Here is a 17,554-nt window from a genome sequence, read left to right as displayed (position 1 = left end):
CGGCAAAAAAACGGAGTGCGACATGGATCCGCTGAGCCCGGAAGAAATCGAACGCTACAAGCGCCACATTCTGTTGCCGGAAATCGGCGGTGCCGGGCAGCAGCGGTTGAAGGCGGCGCGCGTGCTGGTTATCGGGGCTGGCGGTCTTGGTGCGCCCGTCCTTCATTATCTCGCAGCCGCCGGTGTCGGCACGCTCGGCCTCATTGATGACGACGTGGTTTCCCTGTCCAATCTCCAGCGGCAGGTGATCCACGATACCGGCACGATCGGTGAGCTGAAAACCGCAAGCGCCCGCGCAGCCATCGCCCGGCTCAATCCGCATGTGCGTACCCTTGTTTATGAGGAGCGGTTTTCTGAGGTCTGGGCGCATGACCATCTGTCGTCCTTTGATCTCCTTATCGATGGATCTGACAATTTCGATACGCGTTATGCCGCAGCCGATGCCGCAGAGGCCGCGAAAAGGCCGCTGGTCACGGGTGCCGTCGGCCGTTTCGATGGTTCGGTGACGGTGCTGAAACCCTATGAGACAAATGCCGATGGCAATCTGCTGCCGGGGTATCGCGATCTGTTCCCGGAACCGCCACCGCAGGGTCTTATCCCGAATTGCGCAGAAACCGGCATTGTCGGAGCGCTGACCGGGGTGATTGGCACCATCATGGCCATGGAAGCGATCAAGGTCATCACCGGTGCCGGTGAGCCTCTGATCGGCCGTCTGCTGCTATATGATGCCCTTTCGGCCCGTTTCGAAACCGTGCGTTACAAACGCCGGCCAACGGGAAAGAAATCATGATCGAGATCGCACGGATCGGGGAAAAATTCGATCGCTGGCAGGAATTGCTTGCGCTCATCATGTCGTCCTTTGCCTATATGGATGGTGTCATCGACCCACCGTCGTCGGCTCATCGCCTGACGCTCGAAAATATCGAGGAAAAGGCGAGGGCGGAGATCGCTTTCGTGGCGCTGGATGGTGATGAGATTGTTGGCTGCCTGTTTTGCCGGCCGGAGCCGCCGGCCTGTCTTTATGTCGGCAAGCTCTGTGTTTCCCCGAAAGCGCAGGGACAGGGCATCGGCAAGATGCTTCTGGAACAGGCCGAAGCGCTGGCCCACGAATTGGCTTTACCGGCGCTGCGGCTGGAAACACGCATCGAGCTTGTCGCCAATCATGCCAAATTCGCTGCCTGGGGTTTCGTCAAGACCGCTGAAAATGCCCATGCCGGTTATGACCGCACGACTTCGATTGAAATGACGAAATTCCTCGGCTGAGACGGTTCATTTTTAAGTCGCCAAAAAGCCGGACGGGCCTATCGCAAAAGACCGGACTGAAGCATTTCGGAGAGAAAGACAGCGGAAACGCGGTCAATACCGGTCTGCGGTTGGACTTCGGCCGATCCGACCCGCCAGATGCGTTTATCTGGCCCGCTGAAGAGCTGGATTTCTGTCGTGACCTTGTGTGTGAGCGGAGCCGCCTTCGTGGCGTCCACCATCTGCTTCATCAGTTTCGCGGAAGGCATGCGGCTGGTATCGCCCAGCTCGTCCGGCTTTGCGGCAGTCTTCAGCCGCTGGAATGCGGGCCCGACATCCGGCAGGGAGCAATTCATCTTTATCCGCGCCAGAAAGAGACCTGTAGGCAATTGTGAACCGATACGCGCAGGCTCGGCCTGGCATCGCGCCCGCTCCGTGCTGGCGACCCAGAGCCGTGCGAACTGGTCGGACTGCTCGTTCGTGGTTCCCTTGGGAGCGTGCACGCCCTTGTATTTGCGCTGCCATGCGACCGGGTTGGCAACCAGATCCATGTCGGTGTAGCGCGGCCCGCTACTCGAAGATCCCCATTCCTTGTTGAGGCGAACCATGCTGGCGCGATCAAAATTCAGCCAGGCACGGTAGTAGAGTTCAGCGGTTTGCTCGGGTGAGAGTGAAGCTGCCTGGACCGGTCCATTGACCAGAACGAACAGCATGGAGAAGAACAGGAAAAACTTCGCTCGAACTTTCATTGAACTCTCCATCACCTGAAACGATCGAAGAGGGTTTGCCGGAACGGCTCAGTTTCGCCCCGGCAGAACCCGGTTCGGCGGGCGATGGCCGTCGAAAAGCGTACGGATGTTGATGATGACCTTGTCGCCCATTTCGATACGGCCTTCGATCGTCGCCGAGCCCATGTGGGGAAGCAGCACGACCTTGCCTTCCTTGGCGAGCTTGATGAGCTTGGGATTGATGGCGGGTTCGTTCTCATAGACATCGAGACCGGCGCCGGCGATCTTGCCATCGCGCAGGCACTGGATCATCGCCGCCTCATCGATGATATCGCCGCGGGCCGTGTTGACGATGTAGCTGGTCGGCTGCATCAGCGCGAGCCGCCGCGCCGAGATCAGGTGATAGGTCGCAGGCGTTGAGGGGCAGTTGACGGAAACGATATCCACGCGCGCCAGCATCTGGTCGAGGCTGTCCCAATAGGTCGCCTCAAGCTCGGCTTCCGTGGCCGGATTGACGCGTTTGCGGTTGTGATAGTGAATGGAGAGGCCGAAGGCCTTGGCGCGCCGCGCAAGTGCCGTTCCGATGCGGCCCATGCCGACAATGCCGATACGCTTGCCGGAAATGCGCCGCCCGAGCATCCAGGTCGGTGACCAGCCCAGCCACTCGTCCGCGCCATTGGCGAGCACGCGCGTACCTTCGATCATGCGGCGTGGAACGGCCAGCACCAGCGCCATCGTGATGTCGGCGCTATCTTCGGTCAGCACATTGGGCGTATTGGTGACGGTGATGCCCTTTCGGGCAGCCGCATCCACATCCACATGGTCGATGCCGTTGGAGAAGCTGGCGATCAGCTTCAGCTGCGGTCCGGCCTTCTCGATCATTGCGGGGGTAATACGGTCAGTGACGGTCGGCACCAGAACGTCCACTCGCTGCATGGCAGCCACAAGTTCTTCTTCGCTGCGCTGCCTGTCGTCGATATTCAATTCGGCATCGAAGAGCTCGCGCATTCTGGTTTCGACGACGTCAGGCAATTTGCGGGTGATATAGACTGTCGGTCTCTTCTTGTGGGTCATCGTTTGCCGCTGCCTTGTTCAGAAGTCATTAACCAGAAAGAGCGATAATTTCTTTCAATCAGGGCGTTTCTACCAGACCCACCGGCGAAGACAAATAAAACTCGCCGAAGCTTGAGGCGTGTGGAAACGAGCCTCCTCGAATATCATCCGGTTTGCAGAAGGCAGGAAACGGAAATGGGCATGCGCAGTGTGGTTTCTATGGTTTGCATTGCATTGTCTTTGGGCCTCTCCGGTGTGGCGAGCGAAGCCATGGCACAGGGCGCTGCGAAGGGCGCAAGCGGCTTGCCCTTGCCCCGTTTCGTCAGCCTGAAATCCAAGCGCGTCAACATGCGCATCGGTCCCAGCACGGATTATGCCGTATCCTGGATGTATATGAAATCGGGAATGCCGGTTGAAATCATCCAGGAATATGAAAACTGGCGGCGCATCCGCGATGCCGATGGCACGGAAGGCTGGGTCAATCAGGCGCTGCTTTCCGGCGAGCGCACGGCCGTCGCCGCGCCGTGGATGCGTGGCAAAGGCAAGGATGTCTACGTCAACATGCGCCGCGACGCGCAGTCGGGTGCCTCCGTCATCGCCCGGCTGGAGCCGGGCGTCGTCTTCAGGATCGGCGAATGCAATGGCGATTGGTGCCGCGCTGAGGCCGGTCAGGCCTCAGGCTGGGTGTCGCAGGGCGAAATTTGGGGCGCTTACCCCGGCGAGGCCTTTAAATAAGGCCGTGCTTGGCACCAAGTACCTTCAGGGATGACATCGGGCGCGGCCCGACCTGCTGAATGACGGCGGCCGCTGCGAGGCAGCCGAGTTTGCCGCAATCTTCCAGCGACCGGTCCTGCGTATAACCGAACAGGAAGCCGGCGGCGAAAAGATCACCGGCACCCGTCGTGTCGACCACGTCATGCACCGGATAGGCGTCGACTTTCACGCGTTCCGTGCCGCGCAGGATAACGGCGCCTTCTTCGCTCATCGTCACCGCTGCGATCTTGCAATCGGCGGCGATTTTCGTCAGCGCCAGCTCGAAATCGTCGGTTTCGTAAAGCGAAAGCGCTTCCTGCTTGTTGGCGAAAACGATGTCCACGGTACCGGAGCGCATCAGATCGAGAAATTCTTCGCGATAGCGGCCGACGCAGAAACTGTCGGAAAGCGTCATGGAGACTTCGCGGCCGTTCTCATGCGCAATGCGGGCGCATTCGCGAATGGCGTCCTTGGCACGCGGCGGGTCCCACAGGTAACCCTCGAAATAGGTGACTTTTGTATCCGCCACCACGTCGTCTTCGACGTCTTCCGGACCGAGATCGACGCAGGCGCCGAGATAGGTGTTCATCGAGCGCTCGCCGTCTTCAGTCACGAAGATCATCGAACGGGCGGTCGGCGGGAACGTGCCTTCCGGTTTGGTTTCAAAATAAACGCCCTGCGCACGGATATCGTGCTGGAAGATTTCCCCGAGCTGGTCTTCGGCCACCTTGCCGAAATAAGCGGCCCTGCCGCCGAAATTCGCCACGCCCGCAGCCGTGTTACCCGCACTTCCGCCGGAGGCTTCGAGAGCCGGCCCCATCAGCGAATAAAGCAGCTCGGCCCGTTCCGCATCGATGAGGTTCATCGCGCCCTTGGTGATGGCGTTGTCATTCAGAAAGCGATCATCGCAGCGGGAAATGATGTCGACGATGGCATTGCCGACAGTCAGTACGTCGAATTTCGTCATAGGCCCTATCCGGTTTGCAAGGGGTGCGCATTTTCAAACGGTCTTAAACAATTCTGGCGGCAAGAAAAGCCCAATGGGGAAATATGCGGTTCGCTATCAGAGAACGAAACACGTCATGTGCCTGTAATGTGGTTAAGCTATCACTCCGATCAGAGCAAATGGTGTGTGAATGCGTACCAAAATGGGAGACATGAGGTCTTCTGGCTCAACCGTTATCTCCGTCACGGATGTACTGACGGCATATAACGGACATGACAAAAGGCGGGGGAAACCCCGCTTTTTCTTTTGGCTCATTGTTTCATCCCCTCATTTCAAAATGCCGTAAGCGGGATTACCCTGATGGGTCGCTCGACGAGCGACCGCAACACGTTTGATCTGCAGGAGTGTCTAGGGATGCTTTCGGTGAAAACACCTCACGGATTGTCGCGTATTGCATGAAACAGGGAGGTGGAGCGTTTTCGTGATTCCCTTCCCGTGGAAAACGCTCTAAAGCGGAGTATCTCCCGCAAAAGTCGCGAAAGCTTTCCCTCCATGTCTGCCGTTGCCGCGAACGTCGCTCCGATTTTCATTCTCATCCTGATCGGTTGGCTGACCGTCAAGGCCGGCTTGTTCAGGGCCGATGCCGGCGAGATTCTCAGCGATTTCGTGTTCAAGATCGCCGTGCCGACCTTGATCTTCCGCACGCTCGCGGAGGCAAATTTTCACGGTGCATCGCCTTTTCGGCTGTGGATCACCTATTTCGCCGGTGTGGCTGTCACCTGGACGGTTGGGCATATCGTCACGCGTTACGTCTTCAAGCAGGATGGTCGCATCGCCGTCATAGCCGGCATATCCTCGGCCTTTGCCAACAATATCTTCATCGGCCTGCCGCTCGTCGGACGGTCCATCGGGGATGAGGGGCTGGTCGCCCTCTCCATTCTGCTGGCCATCCATCTGCCAGTCATGATGATTGCCGGCACCATCCTGATGGAAAACGCCACGCACAAGGCGGTCGGCGGGGAAAAGCGCAGCATGGTGTCTGTCTTCAGGCAGGTCGGCCGCAACCTCATCACCAATCCGCTGGTGATCGGACTTTTCATCGGGCTTTCGACCAATGTTTCAGGCGTGACGCTGACGCCCATCCTCAAGACCGTCGTTGACCAGATCGCTTCCATGGCGGGACCTGCGGCGCTCATCTCGCTTGGTATGGCGCTGACGAAATATACCATTCGCGGCAATCTGGGGATCGCCGTCACCATGACGGTTTTCAAACTGCTGCTTCTGCCCGCCTGCGTATGGGCCATGGGCCATGCTCTCGGTCTCAGCCGGGAATGGACCGCTGCCCTCGTGCTCACCTCTTCTGTGCCGACAGGGGTGAATGCGTGGCTGATCGCCAACCGCTTCGGTATCGGCCACAGCGTTGCGGCCTCCACCATCAGCATTTCCACAGCGACCGGCGTTCTTTCCGTGTCGCTATGGGCATGGCTGTTGAGCTGATTATTGTGCCTAGCTGATTATTTCTGGGCGCTCAGGATTTTGAAGCGCGCGTTGCGGCATACCTCGGCGCTGGTGCGGAATTCCGCCGCCAGCACGGGTTCGTAGGGCATGCCACGATTGGCGACCATCAGCAGCTTTCCACCGTTGCGAAGCGCACCGGCCGCCGTTTTGATGAAGGCTTGGCCGAGTGCGGGTTCCGCGGCCTGTCCCGCAGCGTGGAAAGGCGGGTTCATGATGATGAGGTCGTATTTTTCCTTCGGCGGCTCGTTTGCGAGGTCCTGCCAGAAGAAACGCGCCGTCAGCCGCGGATTGTTTTCGAGAAGATTGGTCTTGGCGAATTCGAGCGCGTTCCAGTCCGCTTCGAAAAGATCGATGCGGGCCGTGCGCGGCGATTTTTCCGCCAGCATGACCGAAAGATAACCCCAGCCCGCGCCGAAATCGGCAGCGTTGCCGTCAAAGTCGGTCGGCAGGCGCGATGCGAGAAGCTCCGAGCCATCATCCACGCGGTCATGTGAAAACATGCCGGGTCTGGCGGTGAAACGGCCAGCTACGGTCACGGCATGTTGGGCCAGCTTCGAGACGGCAGATGAAACATCGTCCGGCCGTTTGAACCAGAGGGCGACGCCGTGGTATTTCGGGGTCGATCGGACTCGATGCCAAGCTTTGCCAGTGTCTTGCGCAGCGTCAGGATACCGTCTTCCTTCGATCCCGCCGCAACGATCAACCCGCCTGCCTTGACACGCGACAGCGCTTCGGCGACGCGGTTTTCATTCTCGCCGCGATGTTTACCGCAGAGAAGCAGCGCCGCATCGTAGTCCTCGCCCGAAACATCCGGCGTGACCTCTGAGTTCTGCGCCTGAAGAGCCCGGTAAAGCGGCCGAAAATTCTGAACCGCGACGATGTCAGCGTCAAAACCCTCTAGCCGCGGGCCGGCTTCCGCTCCCAGAAACAGTAAGCGCTCGCCCTCTTTCGGCATGTCGAGCATCTCTGCGGTGAAGGGATGGAAAAGGGTTTTAACAGCGTCACGGCTCATTGGAGCGTCCTCAAGGTAGGAAAGAGTTTGTCAGGGAAAAGTGGAATCCGGTTTTCCCGAAAAGACAAACGAAAACGAAAAAAAGGCGCGGGCAAAACCCGCGCCTCGATAGGGTCTGGCGAGGCGGCCTTATTCGGCAGCGGCTTCGCCGTCTTCCTTCTTCTTGTCGGCGGCAACTTCCTTGCCGGTTGCCTGGTCGACAACCTTCATGGACAGGCGAACCTTGCCACGCTCGTCGAAGCCCATCAGCTTGACCCAGACCTTGTCGCCTTCCTTGACGACGTCGGAGGTCTTGGCGACACGCTCGGAAGCGAGCTGCGAGATGTGCACGAGGCCATCGCGAGCGCCGAAGAAGTTGACGAAAGCGCCGAAGTCAGCGGTCTTGACGACCGTGCCTTCGTAGATGGCGCCGACTTCCGGTTCCGCAACGATCGAGTGGATCCACTTGCGGGCTGCTTCGATTTCCTTGCCGGAAGAGGAAGCGATCTTGACGGTGCCGTCGTCTTCGATGTTGATCTTGGCGCCGGTCTTTTCGACGATTTCGCGAATGACCTTGCCGCCCGAACCGATGACTTCACGGATCTTGTCGACCGGGATGTTCATCACTTCGATGCGCGGTGCGAATTCGCCGAGCTGGCCACGGCTCTCGGTGATGGCGTTCGCCATTTCACCGAGGATGTGCTTGCGGCCACCCTGTGCCTGCTCCAGAGCGATCTTCATGATCTCTTCGGTGATACCGGCGATCTTGATGTCCATCTGCAGCGAGGTGATGCCGTCGGCAGTACCGGCGACCTTGAAGTCCATGTCGCCGAGGTGGTCTTCGTCACCCAGGATGTCGGAGAGAACCGCAAAGCGCTCGCCTTCAAGGATAAGGCCCATGGCGATACCGGCAACTGGCTTAGCAAGCGGAACGCCTGCGTCCATCAGAGCAAGCGAAGTGCCGCAAACCGTTGCCATCGACGAAGAGCCGTTGGACTCGGTGATTTCCGAAACGACGCGCAGCGTGTAGGGGAACTGTTCCGCAGTCGGCAGCATCGGACGGATAGCGCGCCATGCGAGCTTGCCGTGACCGATTTCGCGACGGCCCGGGGAGCCCATGCGGCCCGTTTCACCGACCGAGTAGGGCGGGAAGTTGTAATGCAGCAGGAAGCGTTCCTTGTACATGCCGGTCAGGCTGTCGACATACTGTTCGTCTTCGCCGGTGCCGAGCGTCGCAACAACGATCGCCTGGGTTTCACCGCGGGTGAACAGCGCCGAACCATGCGTGCGCGGCAGGAGGCCGACTTCCGAAACGATCGGACGGACGGTCGACAGGTCGCGACCATCGATGCGGCTCTTGGTGTCGAGAACGTTCCAGCGAACGATCTTGGCCTGAAGGTGCTTGAAGACGGCGCCGATTTCTTCCGGGCTGTACTTTGCTTCGCCTTCTTCCGGCAGGAAGTGAGCCTTGACCTTCGCCTTCACGGCGTCGACGGCGGCGTAACGGGCAGCCTTTTCGGTGATCTTGTAGGCGGTACGCAGTTCGGCTTCGGCCAAGGCCAGCATTTCGTTTTCGAGCGCGGAGAAATCTTCCGGTTCGAATTCGCGCGGCTCCTTGGCGGCAACTTCAGCGAGCTTGATGATCGCGTCGATAACCGGCTGGAAGCCCCGGTGGCCGAACATGACGGCGCCAAGCATGACGTCTTCGTTGAGTTCCTTGGCTTCCGATTCCACCATCAGGACGGCGTCCTGTGTGCCGGCAACGACGAGATCCAGAACCGATTCATCCATCTCGTCGAGATGCGGGTTCAGAACATATTCGCCGTTGATGTAGCCAACGCGCGCGCCGCCGACCGGGCCCATGAAAGGAATGCCGGAGAGTGTGAGCGCAGCGGATGCGGCAACCATCGACAGGACGTCCGGGTCGTTTTCCAGATCGTGCTGGATAACCGTGACGACAACCTGCGTGTCGTTCTTGTAGCCTTCAGGGAAAAGCGGGCGGATCGGACGGTCGATCAGGCGGGAAACCAGTGTTTCCTTTTCGGAAGGACGACCTTCGCGCTTGAAATAACCGCCGGGGATCTTGCCGGCTGCGTAGGTCTTTTCCTGGTAGTTGACGGTAAGCGGGAAGAAGTCCTGTCCCGGCTTCGGAGACTTTGCGGAAACCACCGTCGCGAGAACCATCGTCTCGCCGTAGGTTGCGATGACGGCGCCGTCAGCCTGACGGGCAACCTTGCCGGTCTCGAGCTTCAGCGGGCGGCCTGCCCATTCGATTTCTACGGAGTGTTTATTGAACATATCTTGTCCTTGTTTGTGCATGCCCGCCTTGCGAGGGGGCAACGATCGACGCAATCACGGGCAAGACAGCCGGAGGCTTTCAAGGTGCAAGCATCCGGCAATCCTGCCCCATGACAGGGTCTGCGGTTGAAAAGACTGCACCGGCCCATCCGGGGCTGCCTTATCGTCCGGGGGCCATAGCTGCGGCAAACGCCCGGAAATTCAAGATGGCCTGTAAAAAGGCCCGATATAAAAACCGGCGGGTATCGTTGTGAAACCCGCCGGATAAGGTTTTAGCGGCGAATGCCGAGAGCACCGATCAGCTTGCTGTAACGGGCTTCGTCCTTCTTCTTCAGATAGTCGAGAAGTGAACGGCGGCTCGAAACCAGCGTCAGAAGGCCACGACGGGAGTGGTTGTCCTTCTTGTGGTCCTTGAAGTGACCGGTCAGGTTGTTGATCCGCTCGGTCAGAATAGCGACCTGAACTTCCGGAGAACCGGTGTCGCCTTCGTTCGTTGCATATTCCTTGATGAGGGCGGCTTTGCGCTCTGCAGTAATCGACATCGGACGATCCTTTCTATTTTAAGGAAAAAATGGGACGCCAAGAGCCGGGATGTCGTCCAGCTCTGGCCATTCGGCAGCATAGGCAAAGCCCAAGCTGGCGCTGCCTATAAACTATTCCGGGTACAATTGAAAGAGGCGATTGACGGCGCCACTCAAGGCTCGTGTCAGCCGAAAACGCGCTTCGGCCGGAATTCACCCTCGCCGATCTCGCCGATGGCGACGAGCTTGCCATGCGCGGTGGCATAGGCCTCCGGATGATTGGTCGGCGCATCACGCCCGCGCAGCAGGATCGGGTTGCCCATCTTCAGCCGGTGCGCCTGATCGTCACTGATGACGAGGCAGGGAAGCGCCGAAAGCGCTTCCGCCGTGTCGATCAGAAAAGCATCCAGCGCCTCGAGCCGCTCGTCGCGGTCTTCGATGGCTTCCAGCGCTGTCAAGGTTTCGAGCGGCACCATCATGTCCTCGCCAAACGGCGCGACCATGGTACGGCGCAATTGCGAAATATGACCAAAACAGCCGAGATCGCGGCCCATGTCGCGCGCAAGCGCACGCACATAGGTTCCCTTGCCGCATTCCACTTCGAAATGCGCGGTGCTGGCGTCGGGGCAGGCGAGCAACGTCAGGCGGTGAATTTCCACCTCGCGTGCCGGGATGTCCACCGTCTCGCCTTCGCGCGCCAGATCATAGGCACGCTCGCCGGCGATCTTGATGGCGGAAAACTGCGGCGGTGTCTGCATGATCACGCCGGTATAATTGGGCAGAATATCGCGGATCGCCTGTTCTTCCGGGCGCTGGTCGGAGGAATTGACGACCTCGCCTTCCAGGTCGTCGGTCGCGCGTTCCTCACCCCAGGTGACGGTAAACTCGTAGATTTTCCGGCCGTCCATGACGTAAGGCACGGTCTTGGTGGCGTCACCGAGCGCAATCGGCAACATGCCGGAAGCCAAGGGATCGAGCGTGCCAGCGTGGCCCGCCTTCTGGGCGTTGAACAGCCATTTTATTTTGGAAACGGCTTCGGTCGAGCCGAAGTCGAGCGGTTTGTCGAGAATGAGCCAGCCCGAAATCGGGCGGCCTTTGGGTTTGCGGTGCTGTTGTTTGCGTGGTTTGGACATGCTTCAGTTCTGTTCGTCGTCTTTTTCGTTTGAAGGTCCAAGATCGCGCTGCACCTCCGGTGACCGCAGAAGCGCGTCGATCTTCTGGTAATTGTCGAAACTGGTATCGTCGCGAAAACGCAGTTCCGGCATGTATTTCATTTGCCGCAGCTGGGGGCCGAGGCGGCCGCGCATGAACTTCGCATGGCGGTTCAGGGCGGTGATGATGTCGGTATGATCCGCAACGCCAAGCGGCGTCACATAAGCGGTTGCGATCTTGAGATCGGGCGACATGCGCACTTCCGAGATGGAAATGACGGTGCCTTCGATCAGATCGTCGCGGACTTCGCCGCGCTGGAGAATTTGGGTCAGTGCGGCGCGCACCTGTTCGCCAACACGCAGCATGCGTTGCGAAGGGGCCGATGATGTTGCTTTTGCCATGGGTAATGCCTCAAACGGAGCGAGCGCCGGTTAAGCCGGCGCCCGACAGAAAAGTCCTGTTTTGCGGCGAGACGCTTAGAGCGTTCTCGTAATGTGTTCGACGCGGAAGCACTCGATGGTGTCGCCAGCGCGAATGTCCTCGTAATTCTCGAAGGCCATACCGCACTCCTGACCAACAGGCACTTCCGAGACTTCGTCCTTGAAGCGCTTGAGGGTCTTGAGCTTGCCTTCGTGGATAACGACGTTGTCGCGTACCAGACGTACACCCGCACCACGTTCCACCTTGCCTTCGATGACGCGGCAACCTGCAACCTTGCCGACCTTCGTGATGTTGAACACCTCGAGGATTTCGGCATTGCCGAGGAAGGTTTCGCGACGTTCCGGCGAAAGCAGGCCGGACATGGCTGCCTTCACGTCATCCACCAGATCGTAGATGATGTTGTAGTAGCGGATCTCGATACCGGCACGTTCGGCTGCTTGGCGAGCCTGTACATTGGCACGCACGTTGAAGCCGATGATCGCGGCGTTGGATGCTTCGGCGAGCGAAATATCCGATTCCGTGATGCCGCCTGCGCCCGAATGGACGATGCGGGCGCGGACTTCGTCGGTGCCCAGCTTTTCGAGTGCGCCGGCAATGGCTTCGATCGAACCCTGCACGTCGCCTTTGACGACCAGCGGGAATTCCTTCATGCCGGAGCTCTGAAGCTGGCTCATCATCTGTTCCAGCGAGCCGCGCTGGCCGGTCTGACGGGCAACAGCCTTGTCGCGGGTCAGACGCTGGCGGTATTCGGAGATTTCGCGGGCACGGCTTTCGTTTTCGACAACCGCAAAACGGTCACCGGCCGACGGCGTTCCGGAAAGGCCGAGGATCTCGACCGGCATGGCCGGACCGGCTTCCTTGACGTGGTCACCCTTGTCGTTGACGAGCGCGCGCACACGGCCCCACTGATCGCCGGCAACGATGATCTGGCCGGGCTTCAGTGTACCCTTCTGCACGAGAACGGTTGCGACGGCACCGCGTCCACGGTCCAGCTCGGCCTCGATGACCGTGCCTTCCGCGGTGCGGCTTGGATCCGCCTTGAGGTCGAGGATTTCCGCCTGAAGCAGGATAGCTTCGAGCAGCTTGTCGAGGTTGAGCTTGTTCTTGGCCGACACTTCGACGTCGAGAACTTCACCACCCATCGATTCCACGAACACTTCGTGCTGCAGCAGCTGCTGGCGAACCTTTTCGGGGTTTGCCTCGTGCTTGTCGATCTTGTTGATCGCAACGACGATCGGAACACCGGCTGCCTTGGCATGATTGATCGATTCAATCGTCTGCGGCATCACGCTGTCGTCTGCCGCAACAACCAGTACGGCAATATCGGTCGCCTGCGCGCCACGGGCACGCATTGCCGTAAAGGCGGCGTGGCCGGGGGTGTCGATGAAGGTGATCTTCTGACCGTTCTTTTCGACCTGGTAGGCGCCGATATGCTGGGTGATGCCACCGGCTTCACCGGCAACCACGTTTGCCTGACGAATGGCGTCGAGCAGCGAGGTCTTGCCGTGGTCGACGTGGCCCATGATCGTCACGACCGGCGGACGGGAAACCATCTCGCCTTCGTCGTCAACCTTGTTGAAGAGACCTTCTTCAACGTCGGATTCGGAAACGCGCTTGACCGTGTGGCCGAACTCGACCGCGATCAGTTCTGCCAGATCGGCGTCGATCACGTCGCCCGGCTTCAGCATCTGGCCTTCCTTCATCAGGAACTTGATGACGTCAACGGCGCGTTCGGACATACGCTGCGACAGTTCCTGAATGGTGATGGTTTCCGGCAGGATGACTTCGCGCAGAACCTTTTCGCGGGTTTCCTGCATCTGGCTGCGGCGGAATTTCTCCTGGCGGCGGCGCATGGATGCCATCGAGCGGCCACGCGGCGTGCCGTCTTCATCCAGATTGGATGAGGTGACGGTCAGCTTGCCACGACGGCGCTCTTCTTCGGTCTTCAGGCGGGCTGCGGGCTTGGCCGGAACCGGAGCCACGACCTTGCCGCGAGCCGGAAGGCTGCTGCCACGACGGACTGCTCCGCGATCTTCCTCGTCGTCGCCACCGGTGCGGCGTCCGCGCGGAGCGGCAGCATCGGGGGTGGCGGGAGCGGACCGGGGAGCGGCAGTGGCAGACTGGGGACGTGCGTCAGCGCGAGGCGCCGGTGCAGCGGCCGCAGCCGGCTTTTCACCGGACAGATCGTACTTCGCTTCCACGGCAGGCTGGCTCGCAGCGACCTTGGCCGCCGCGGCTTCTTCGGCTGCGCGGTTTGCGGCTTCTACCTTTTCAGCGGCGATGCGGTGTTCTTCTTCGATCTTGCGGCGCGCTTCGTCTTCGGCGCGCTGCTTGGCCTCGACAACATCGCGAGCCTGCGCTTCCATCAACGCACGGCGACGGGCTTCCATCTCGCCTGCGGACAGGTCGTGCAGAACGTTGCCGCGCGGACGATCAGGCTGGCGCTGCTGCGGTGCGGACGAGCCGGGACGCTGCTGCGAATGGGAAGAACCCGGACGCTGCTGCTGGCCACTCGGCTGTTGAATGCGCTGCTGGGGAGCCTGCGGACGCGGTGCCACCGGAGCAGGGGCTGCCGGCTTCGGCGCAGGTGCTGCTGCCACGACAGGCTGAACCGGCTTCTCGTCTTCGGGACGCAGGGGGCGGCGCTTGCGTGTTTCCACGACAACCGCGTTGGTGCGACCTCGACCCATGTCCTGCCGCACGGTGCCCTGATTCATCCCGCCCGGTTTCAGGGTAAGAGTCTTCTTGGCCGGCGCATTGAGTGTCTTGTCGTCGTTGTTGTCGGTCATTCCGTTCCCGTTCCTACGGACGAGAACCGGATGACGTCCATCAGGTCTCGTCGTTCAATTGCTGCATCGGAACGCGGCGGCCGTTCATGTTTGGCAACCGCGTCATTGTACTGTCCGGGCAGCGTCGCGTTCCGCCTCAGGCTGACCGCCAAGGCGGTACTGCTTAAGCATCGTTGCGCGCTTCACTACACCCTCACCCGCCTGCCCCGCAAGCGCGCAAGCATGGATAAAAGCATTCTGGCCCATCAACTCGTCCATTTCGGCTTCACTAAAAAGCCGGAAGGACGGAATTTCATTACCGGCATCGCTGCCGAGCGCCCAGGCCTTGCGGGCCTGGTCCAGTTTTCGCACGCCGTCGGCTGCGGCATCGGTTGCGTGGAACACGGCAATCGCATTCCCCGAACGGACGGCGGCATCGACCTTCGTCGCGCCGCTGATGAACTGGCCCGCCTTGCGCGCCATGTTCATCATTCCGGTAAGCTGCTGCGACATCAGCCGGTCGAGAAGAGCGAGAAGCTCGGGTCCGGCCTTGACGTCGCGTTTGAGTGCCCGTGCGAAGATCTTCTTCGCGATGGCTTTCTCGATCAGGGCGCGCTCGGGTTTCACCCAGCAGCCGCGCCCTGGCAATTGGCGTTTCAGATCCGGAACGACACTGCCGTCCGGTCCTGCGACAAAGCGGATCAGATCGTCCGGCGATCCGCTTTCCCGTGTCACAATGCACATACGTCCATTGACGTTGCCTTCTTGCCGCCCGTCCTCATCGGTTTCGGGCAGCTCGTCCGGCTCATGCGCCTGCGATGTCATTCCTGTTCGGCGGTATCCGCCTCCTCGGTAGCTTCCGCTTCGACTTCCTCTTCGGAAGCCAGATCCTCGGCGGTGATCCAGCCTGCCAGAAGGCGGGCCTGCACAACCATGTTCTCAGCCTCGACGCGCGATACGTCGAGCTTGGAGAAGATGCCTTCGAACTTCTTCGTCTCGCCGTCCTTGCGTTCGCTCCAGCCGACCAGATCGTCCGCGGCGCAACCGGCAAAGTCCTCGATGGTCTTGATGCCGTCTTCACCAAGGGCGACCATCATCTGCGAGGTCAGGCCTTCGATCTGGCGCAACTCGTCGGTGACGCCGAGTTCCTTGCGCTTGGCGTCCATTTCGGCTTCCAGGCGTTCCAGATATTCGCGGGCGCGGGTCTGGATTTCATCGGCGGTGTCGTCGTCGAAGCCGTCGATCGAGGAAATTTCGCCGAGGTCGACATAAGCGAGTTCTTCAACCTGCGCGAAGCCTTCGGAGGCCAGAACCTGACCGACCATCTCGTCAACGTCGAGGGCGTCCATGAAGAGTGCCGTGCGCTCGTTGAATTCCTTCTGGCGACGCTCGGATTCTTCCTGCTCGGTCATGATGTCGATATCCCAGCCGGTCAGCTGCGATGCCAGACGTACGTTCTGACCACGACGACCGATGGCGAGCGAAAGCTGCTCGTCGGGAACCACCACTTCGATGCGCTCGGATTCTTCATCCAGAACGACCTTGGCCACTTCAGCGGGCTGCAGGGCGTTGACGATGAAGGATGCCGGCTCCTGGCTCCACGGAATGATGTCGATCTTTTCGCCCTGTAATTCGCCGACGACGGCCTGAACGCGCGAACCGCGCATACCGACGCAGGCGCCGACCGGATCGATCGAGCTGTCGTTCGAGATAACAGCGATCTTGGCGCGCGAACCGGGATCACGGGCAACCGACTTGATCTGGATGATGCCGTCGTAGATTTCAGGAACTTCCATGGTGAAGAGCTTCACCATGAACTGCGGATGGGTACGCGACAGGAAAATCTGCGGGCCACGCTGTTCGCGGCGAACGTCGTAGACGTAAGCGCGCACGCGGTCGCCGTAGCGCATGTTTTCACGCGGAATCATCTCGTCGCGACGGATGATGCCTTCGCCACGGCCGAGATCGACAATGACGTTGCCATATTCGACGCGCTTGACGGTGCCGTTGACGATTTCGCCGATGCGATCCTTGAATTCGTCATACTGGCGGTCGCGCTCTGCTTCACGCACCTTCTGAACGATCACCTGCTTGGCGGACTGCGCGGCAATACGACCGAAATCCATCGGCGGCAACGGATCGGCGATGAAATCGCCAAGCTTGGCGTCCGGGTTACGGTCGCGGGCAAGTTCGAGCGGGATCTGGGTCGAATAGTCCTCGGCCGTCTCGACTACTTCCAGAAGACGCTGCAGGCGAATTTCGCCGGTCTTGGAGTTGATGTCGGCGCGAATGTTGGTTTCCGAACCATAGCGCGAGCGGGCGGCTTTCTGGATAGCGTCGGCCATTGCGGCAAGCACGATTTCGCGGTCGATGACCTTTTCGCGCGCCACAGCATCGGCGATCTGCAGAAGCTCAAGCCGGTTAGCACTCACTGCCATTTTTTTGTCTCCGTAAGTCGCATAATTGCGGGGATCGCCCGTTTTCCGGGCTTTTACGTTGGAATTAGTCTTCGTCTGCTTCGTTTTCGTCGTTCTGGTTTGCGGCGGCGGCCTTTGCCGCCTTGTCTGCCCGCAGCGCATCACGAATAAGGTCATCCGTCAGAATGAGCTTCGCATCGGAAAGCGCGCTGAACGGAATGGTAACTGTCGGTTCCTCGCCATAGGCGATCTGATCGCGTTCGAGCTTGAAGCCGTCCGCATCGACCTCAACGATCTTGCCGCGAAACCGCTTGCGGTTTTCGACCAGAATGGAGGTTTCGACCTTCACCAGATGACCCTGCCAGCGGGTGAAATCGGATTTGCGAACCATCGGCCGGTCGATGCCGGGCGAGGAAACTTCGAGATGATACGCCTTATCGACCGGATCTTCCACATCAAGAACCGGTGAAATCGCCATGGAGATGACTTCACAGTCCTGGACGGTCATGGTGCCGTCTTCCCGCTCCGCCATGACCTGCAGGGTCATGCCGTTCTGGTTGGAGAGCCGCACGCGCACCAGAAGATATCCGAGACCCGCCAAGACAGGCTCGATGATTTCGGCGATACGCTGGTCGACGCCCGTTTCGGTTATCAGTCGCGGTTCATGTACGGTGTCTGCCATCTGGCCTTCCGGTCTTTAGATTTCTACCGGGCACTCAGCCCGTG

The 17,554-nt window shown here is 59.8% G+C and carries 15 protein-coding genes and 1 pseudogene; 4 read left to right on the top strand and 12 right to left on the bottom strand.

Going from position 1 to position 17,554, the window contains the following annotated elements:
* The first annotated feature begins 22 nt into the window (after positions 1-22).
* Together RBH10_RS22300 and RBH10_RS22295 are read left to right on the top strand one after the other, a co-directional pair.
* Positions 23-790 carry a molybdopterin-synthase adenylyltransferase MoeB gene (locus tag RBH10_RS22300; RefSeq protein WP_281037859.1) on the top strand — a complete coding sequence of 256 codons (768 nt, stop codon included), beginning with the start codon at positions 23-25 and terminating at the stop codon, positions 788-790.
* Positions 787-1,263: a GNAT family N-acetyltransferase gene (locus RBH10_RS22295; protein WP_281037860.1), complete on the top strand. Its 477-nt coding sequence runs from the start codon at positions 787-789 to the stop codon at positions 1,261-1,263. Before RBH10_RS22300 ends, RBH10_RS22295 begins: the two co-directional genes overlap by 4 nt.
* A gap of 38 nt (positions 1,264-1,301) precedes the next feature.
* On the opposite strand, the gene RBH10_RS22290 is transcribed toward RBH10_RS22295, so the two are convergent.
* Both RBH10_RS22290 and RBH10_RS22285 read right to left on the bottom strand, forming a co-directional pair.
* Entirely contained in the window at positions 1,302-1,991 is a 690-nt protein-coding gene (locus RBH10_RS22290) for a hypothetical protein (protein WP_281037861.1), read from the bottom strand.
* Positions 1,992-2,039: 48 nt separating this feature from the next.
* Positions 2,040-3,044: a D-glycerate dehydrogenase gene (locus tag RBH10_RS22285; RefSeq protein WP_281037862.1), complete on the bottom strand. Its 1,005-nt coding sequence runs from the start codon at positions 3,042-3,044 to the stop codon at positions 2,040-2,042.
* A 180-nt stretch (positions 3,045-3,224) separates the two neighbouring features.
* Here RBH10_RS22285 and RBH10_RS22280 point away from each other — a divergent pair, with 180 nt between their 5' ends.
* On the top strand, positions 3,225-3,758 hold the full coding sequence (locus RBH10_RS22280) for an SH3 domain-containing protein (protein ID WP_045015513.1): 534 nt from the start codon (positions 3,225-3,227) through the stop codon (positions 3,756-3,758).
* Here the strand turns inward: RBH10_RS22280 and RBH10_RS22275 are convergent.
* Positions 3,751-4,743, bottom strand: a complete 993-nt coding sequence (locus tag RBH10_RS22275) for an adenosine kinase (protein ID WP_045015460.1) — start codon at positions 4,741-4,743, stop codon at positions 3,751-3,753. The genes RBH10_RS22280 and RBH10_RS22275 overlap by 8 nt on opposite strands.
* A 531-nt stretch (positions 4,744-5,274) precedes the next feature.
* On the opposite strand from RBH10_RS22275, the gene RBH10_RS22270 reads away from it, so the two are divergent.
* On the top strand, positions 5,275-6,219 hold the full coding sequence (locus RBH10_RS22270) for an AEC family transporter (protein WP_281037863.1): 945 nt from the start codon (positions 5,275-5,277) through the stop codon (positions 6,217-6,219).
* Between the two features lie 17 nt (positions 6,220-6,236).
* Here the strand turns inward: RBH10_RS22270 and RBH10_RS22265 are convergent.
* The 9 genes and pseudogenes from RBH10_RS22265 to rimP all read right to left on the bottom strand — a co-directional run bounded on the left by RBH10_RS22265 (position 6,237) and on the right by rimP (position 17,510).
* Positions 6,237-7,252, bottom strand: a pseudogene (locus RBH10_RS22265) (class I SAM-dependent methyltransferase).
* A gap of 129 nt (positions 7,253-7,381) precedes the next feature.
* Positions 7,382-9,529: a polyribonucleotide nucleotidyltransferase gene (gene pnp, locus RBH10_RS22260; protein WP_281037865.1), complete on the bottom strand. Its 2,148-nt coding sequence runs from the start codon at positions 9,527-9,529 to the stop codon at positions 7,382-7,384.
* A gap of 272 nt (positions 9,530-9,801) precedes the next feature.
* Positions 9,802-10,071, bottom strand: coding sequence for a 30S ribosomal protein S15 (rpsO, locus tag RBH10_RS22255; protein WP_003514294.1), 270 nt, complete (start codon positions 10,069-10,071; stop codon positions 9,802-9,804).
* Between the two features lie 164 nt (positions 10,072-10,235).
* Entirely contained in the window at positions 10,236-11,183 is a 948-nt protein-coding gene (gene truB / locus RBH10_RS22250; protein WP_045015456.1) for a tRNA pseudouridine(55) synthase TruB, read from the bottom strand.
* A 3-nt stretch (positions 11,184-11,186) separates the two neighbouring features.
* Positions 11,187-11,603 (bottom strand): 30S ribosome-binding factor RbfA, encoded by a 417-nt coding sequence (gene rbfA, locus RBH10_RS22245; protein ID WP_003507167.1) that lies wholly within the window; start codon positions 11,601-11,603, stop codon positions 11,187-11,189.
* A 75-nt stretch (positions 11,604-11,678) separates the two neighbouring features.
* Positions 11,679-14,432, bottom strand: a complete 2,754-nt coding sequence (gene infB / locus RBH10_RS22240) for a translation initiation factor IF-2 (protein ID WP_281037866.1) — start codon at positions 14,430-14,432, stop codon at positions 11,679-11,681.
* Between the two features lie 102 nt (positions 14,433-14,534).
* Complete coding sequence (locus RBH10_RS22235; protein ID WP_281037867.1) at positions 14,535-15,236, bottom strand: RNA-binding protein; 702 nt, start codon at positions 15,234-15,236, stop codon at positions 14,535-14,537.
* Positions 15,233-16,849, bottom strand: coding sequence for a transcription termination factor NusA (nusA, locus tag RBH10_RS22230; RefSeq protein WP_281037868.1), 1,617 nt, complete (start codon positions 16,847-16,849; stop codon positions 15,233-15,235). Before nusA ends, RBH10_RS22235 begins: the two co-directional genes overlap by 4 nt.
* Before the next feature lie 64 nt (positions 16,850-16,913).
* Positions 16,914-17,510, bottom strand: coding sequence for a ribosome maturation factor RimP (gene rimP / locus RBH10_RS22225; protein ID WP_045015451.1), 597 nt, complete (start codon positions 17,508-17,510; stop codon positions 16,914-16,916).
* Positions 17,511-17,554 lie beyond the last annotated feature (44 nt).

This window comes from Rhizobium sp. AN73 (genome assembly GCF_030757975.1).
GTDB classification, from domain to species: domain Bacteria; phylum Pseudomonadota; class Alphaproteobacteria; order Rhizobiales; family Rhizobiaceae; genus Agrobacterium; species Agrobacterium arsenijevicii.
Note: the sequence above shows the minus strand (reverse complement) of the source record. Positions and strands in the feature narration are given on the sequence as shown.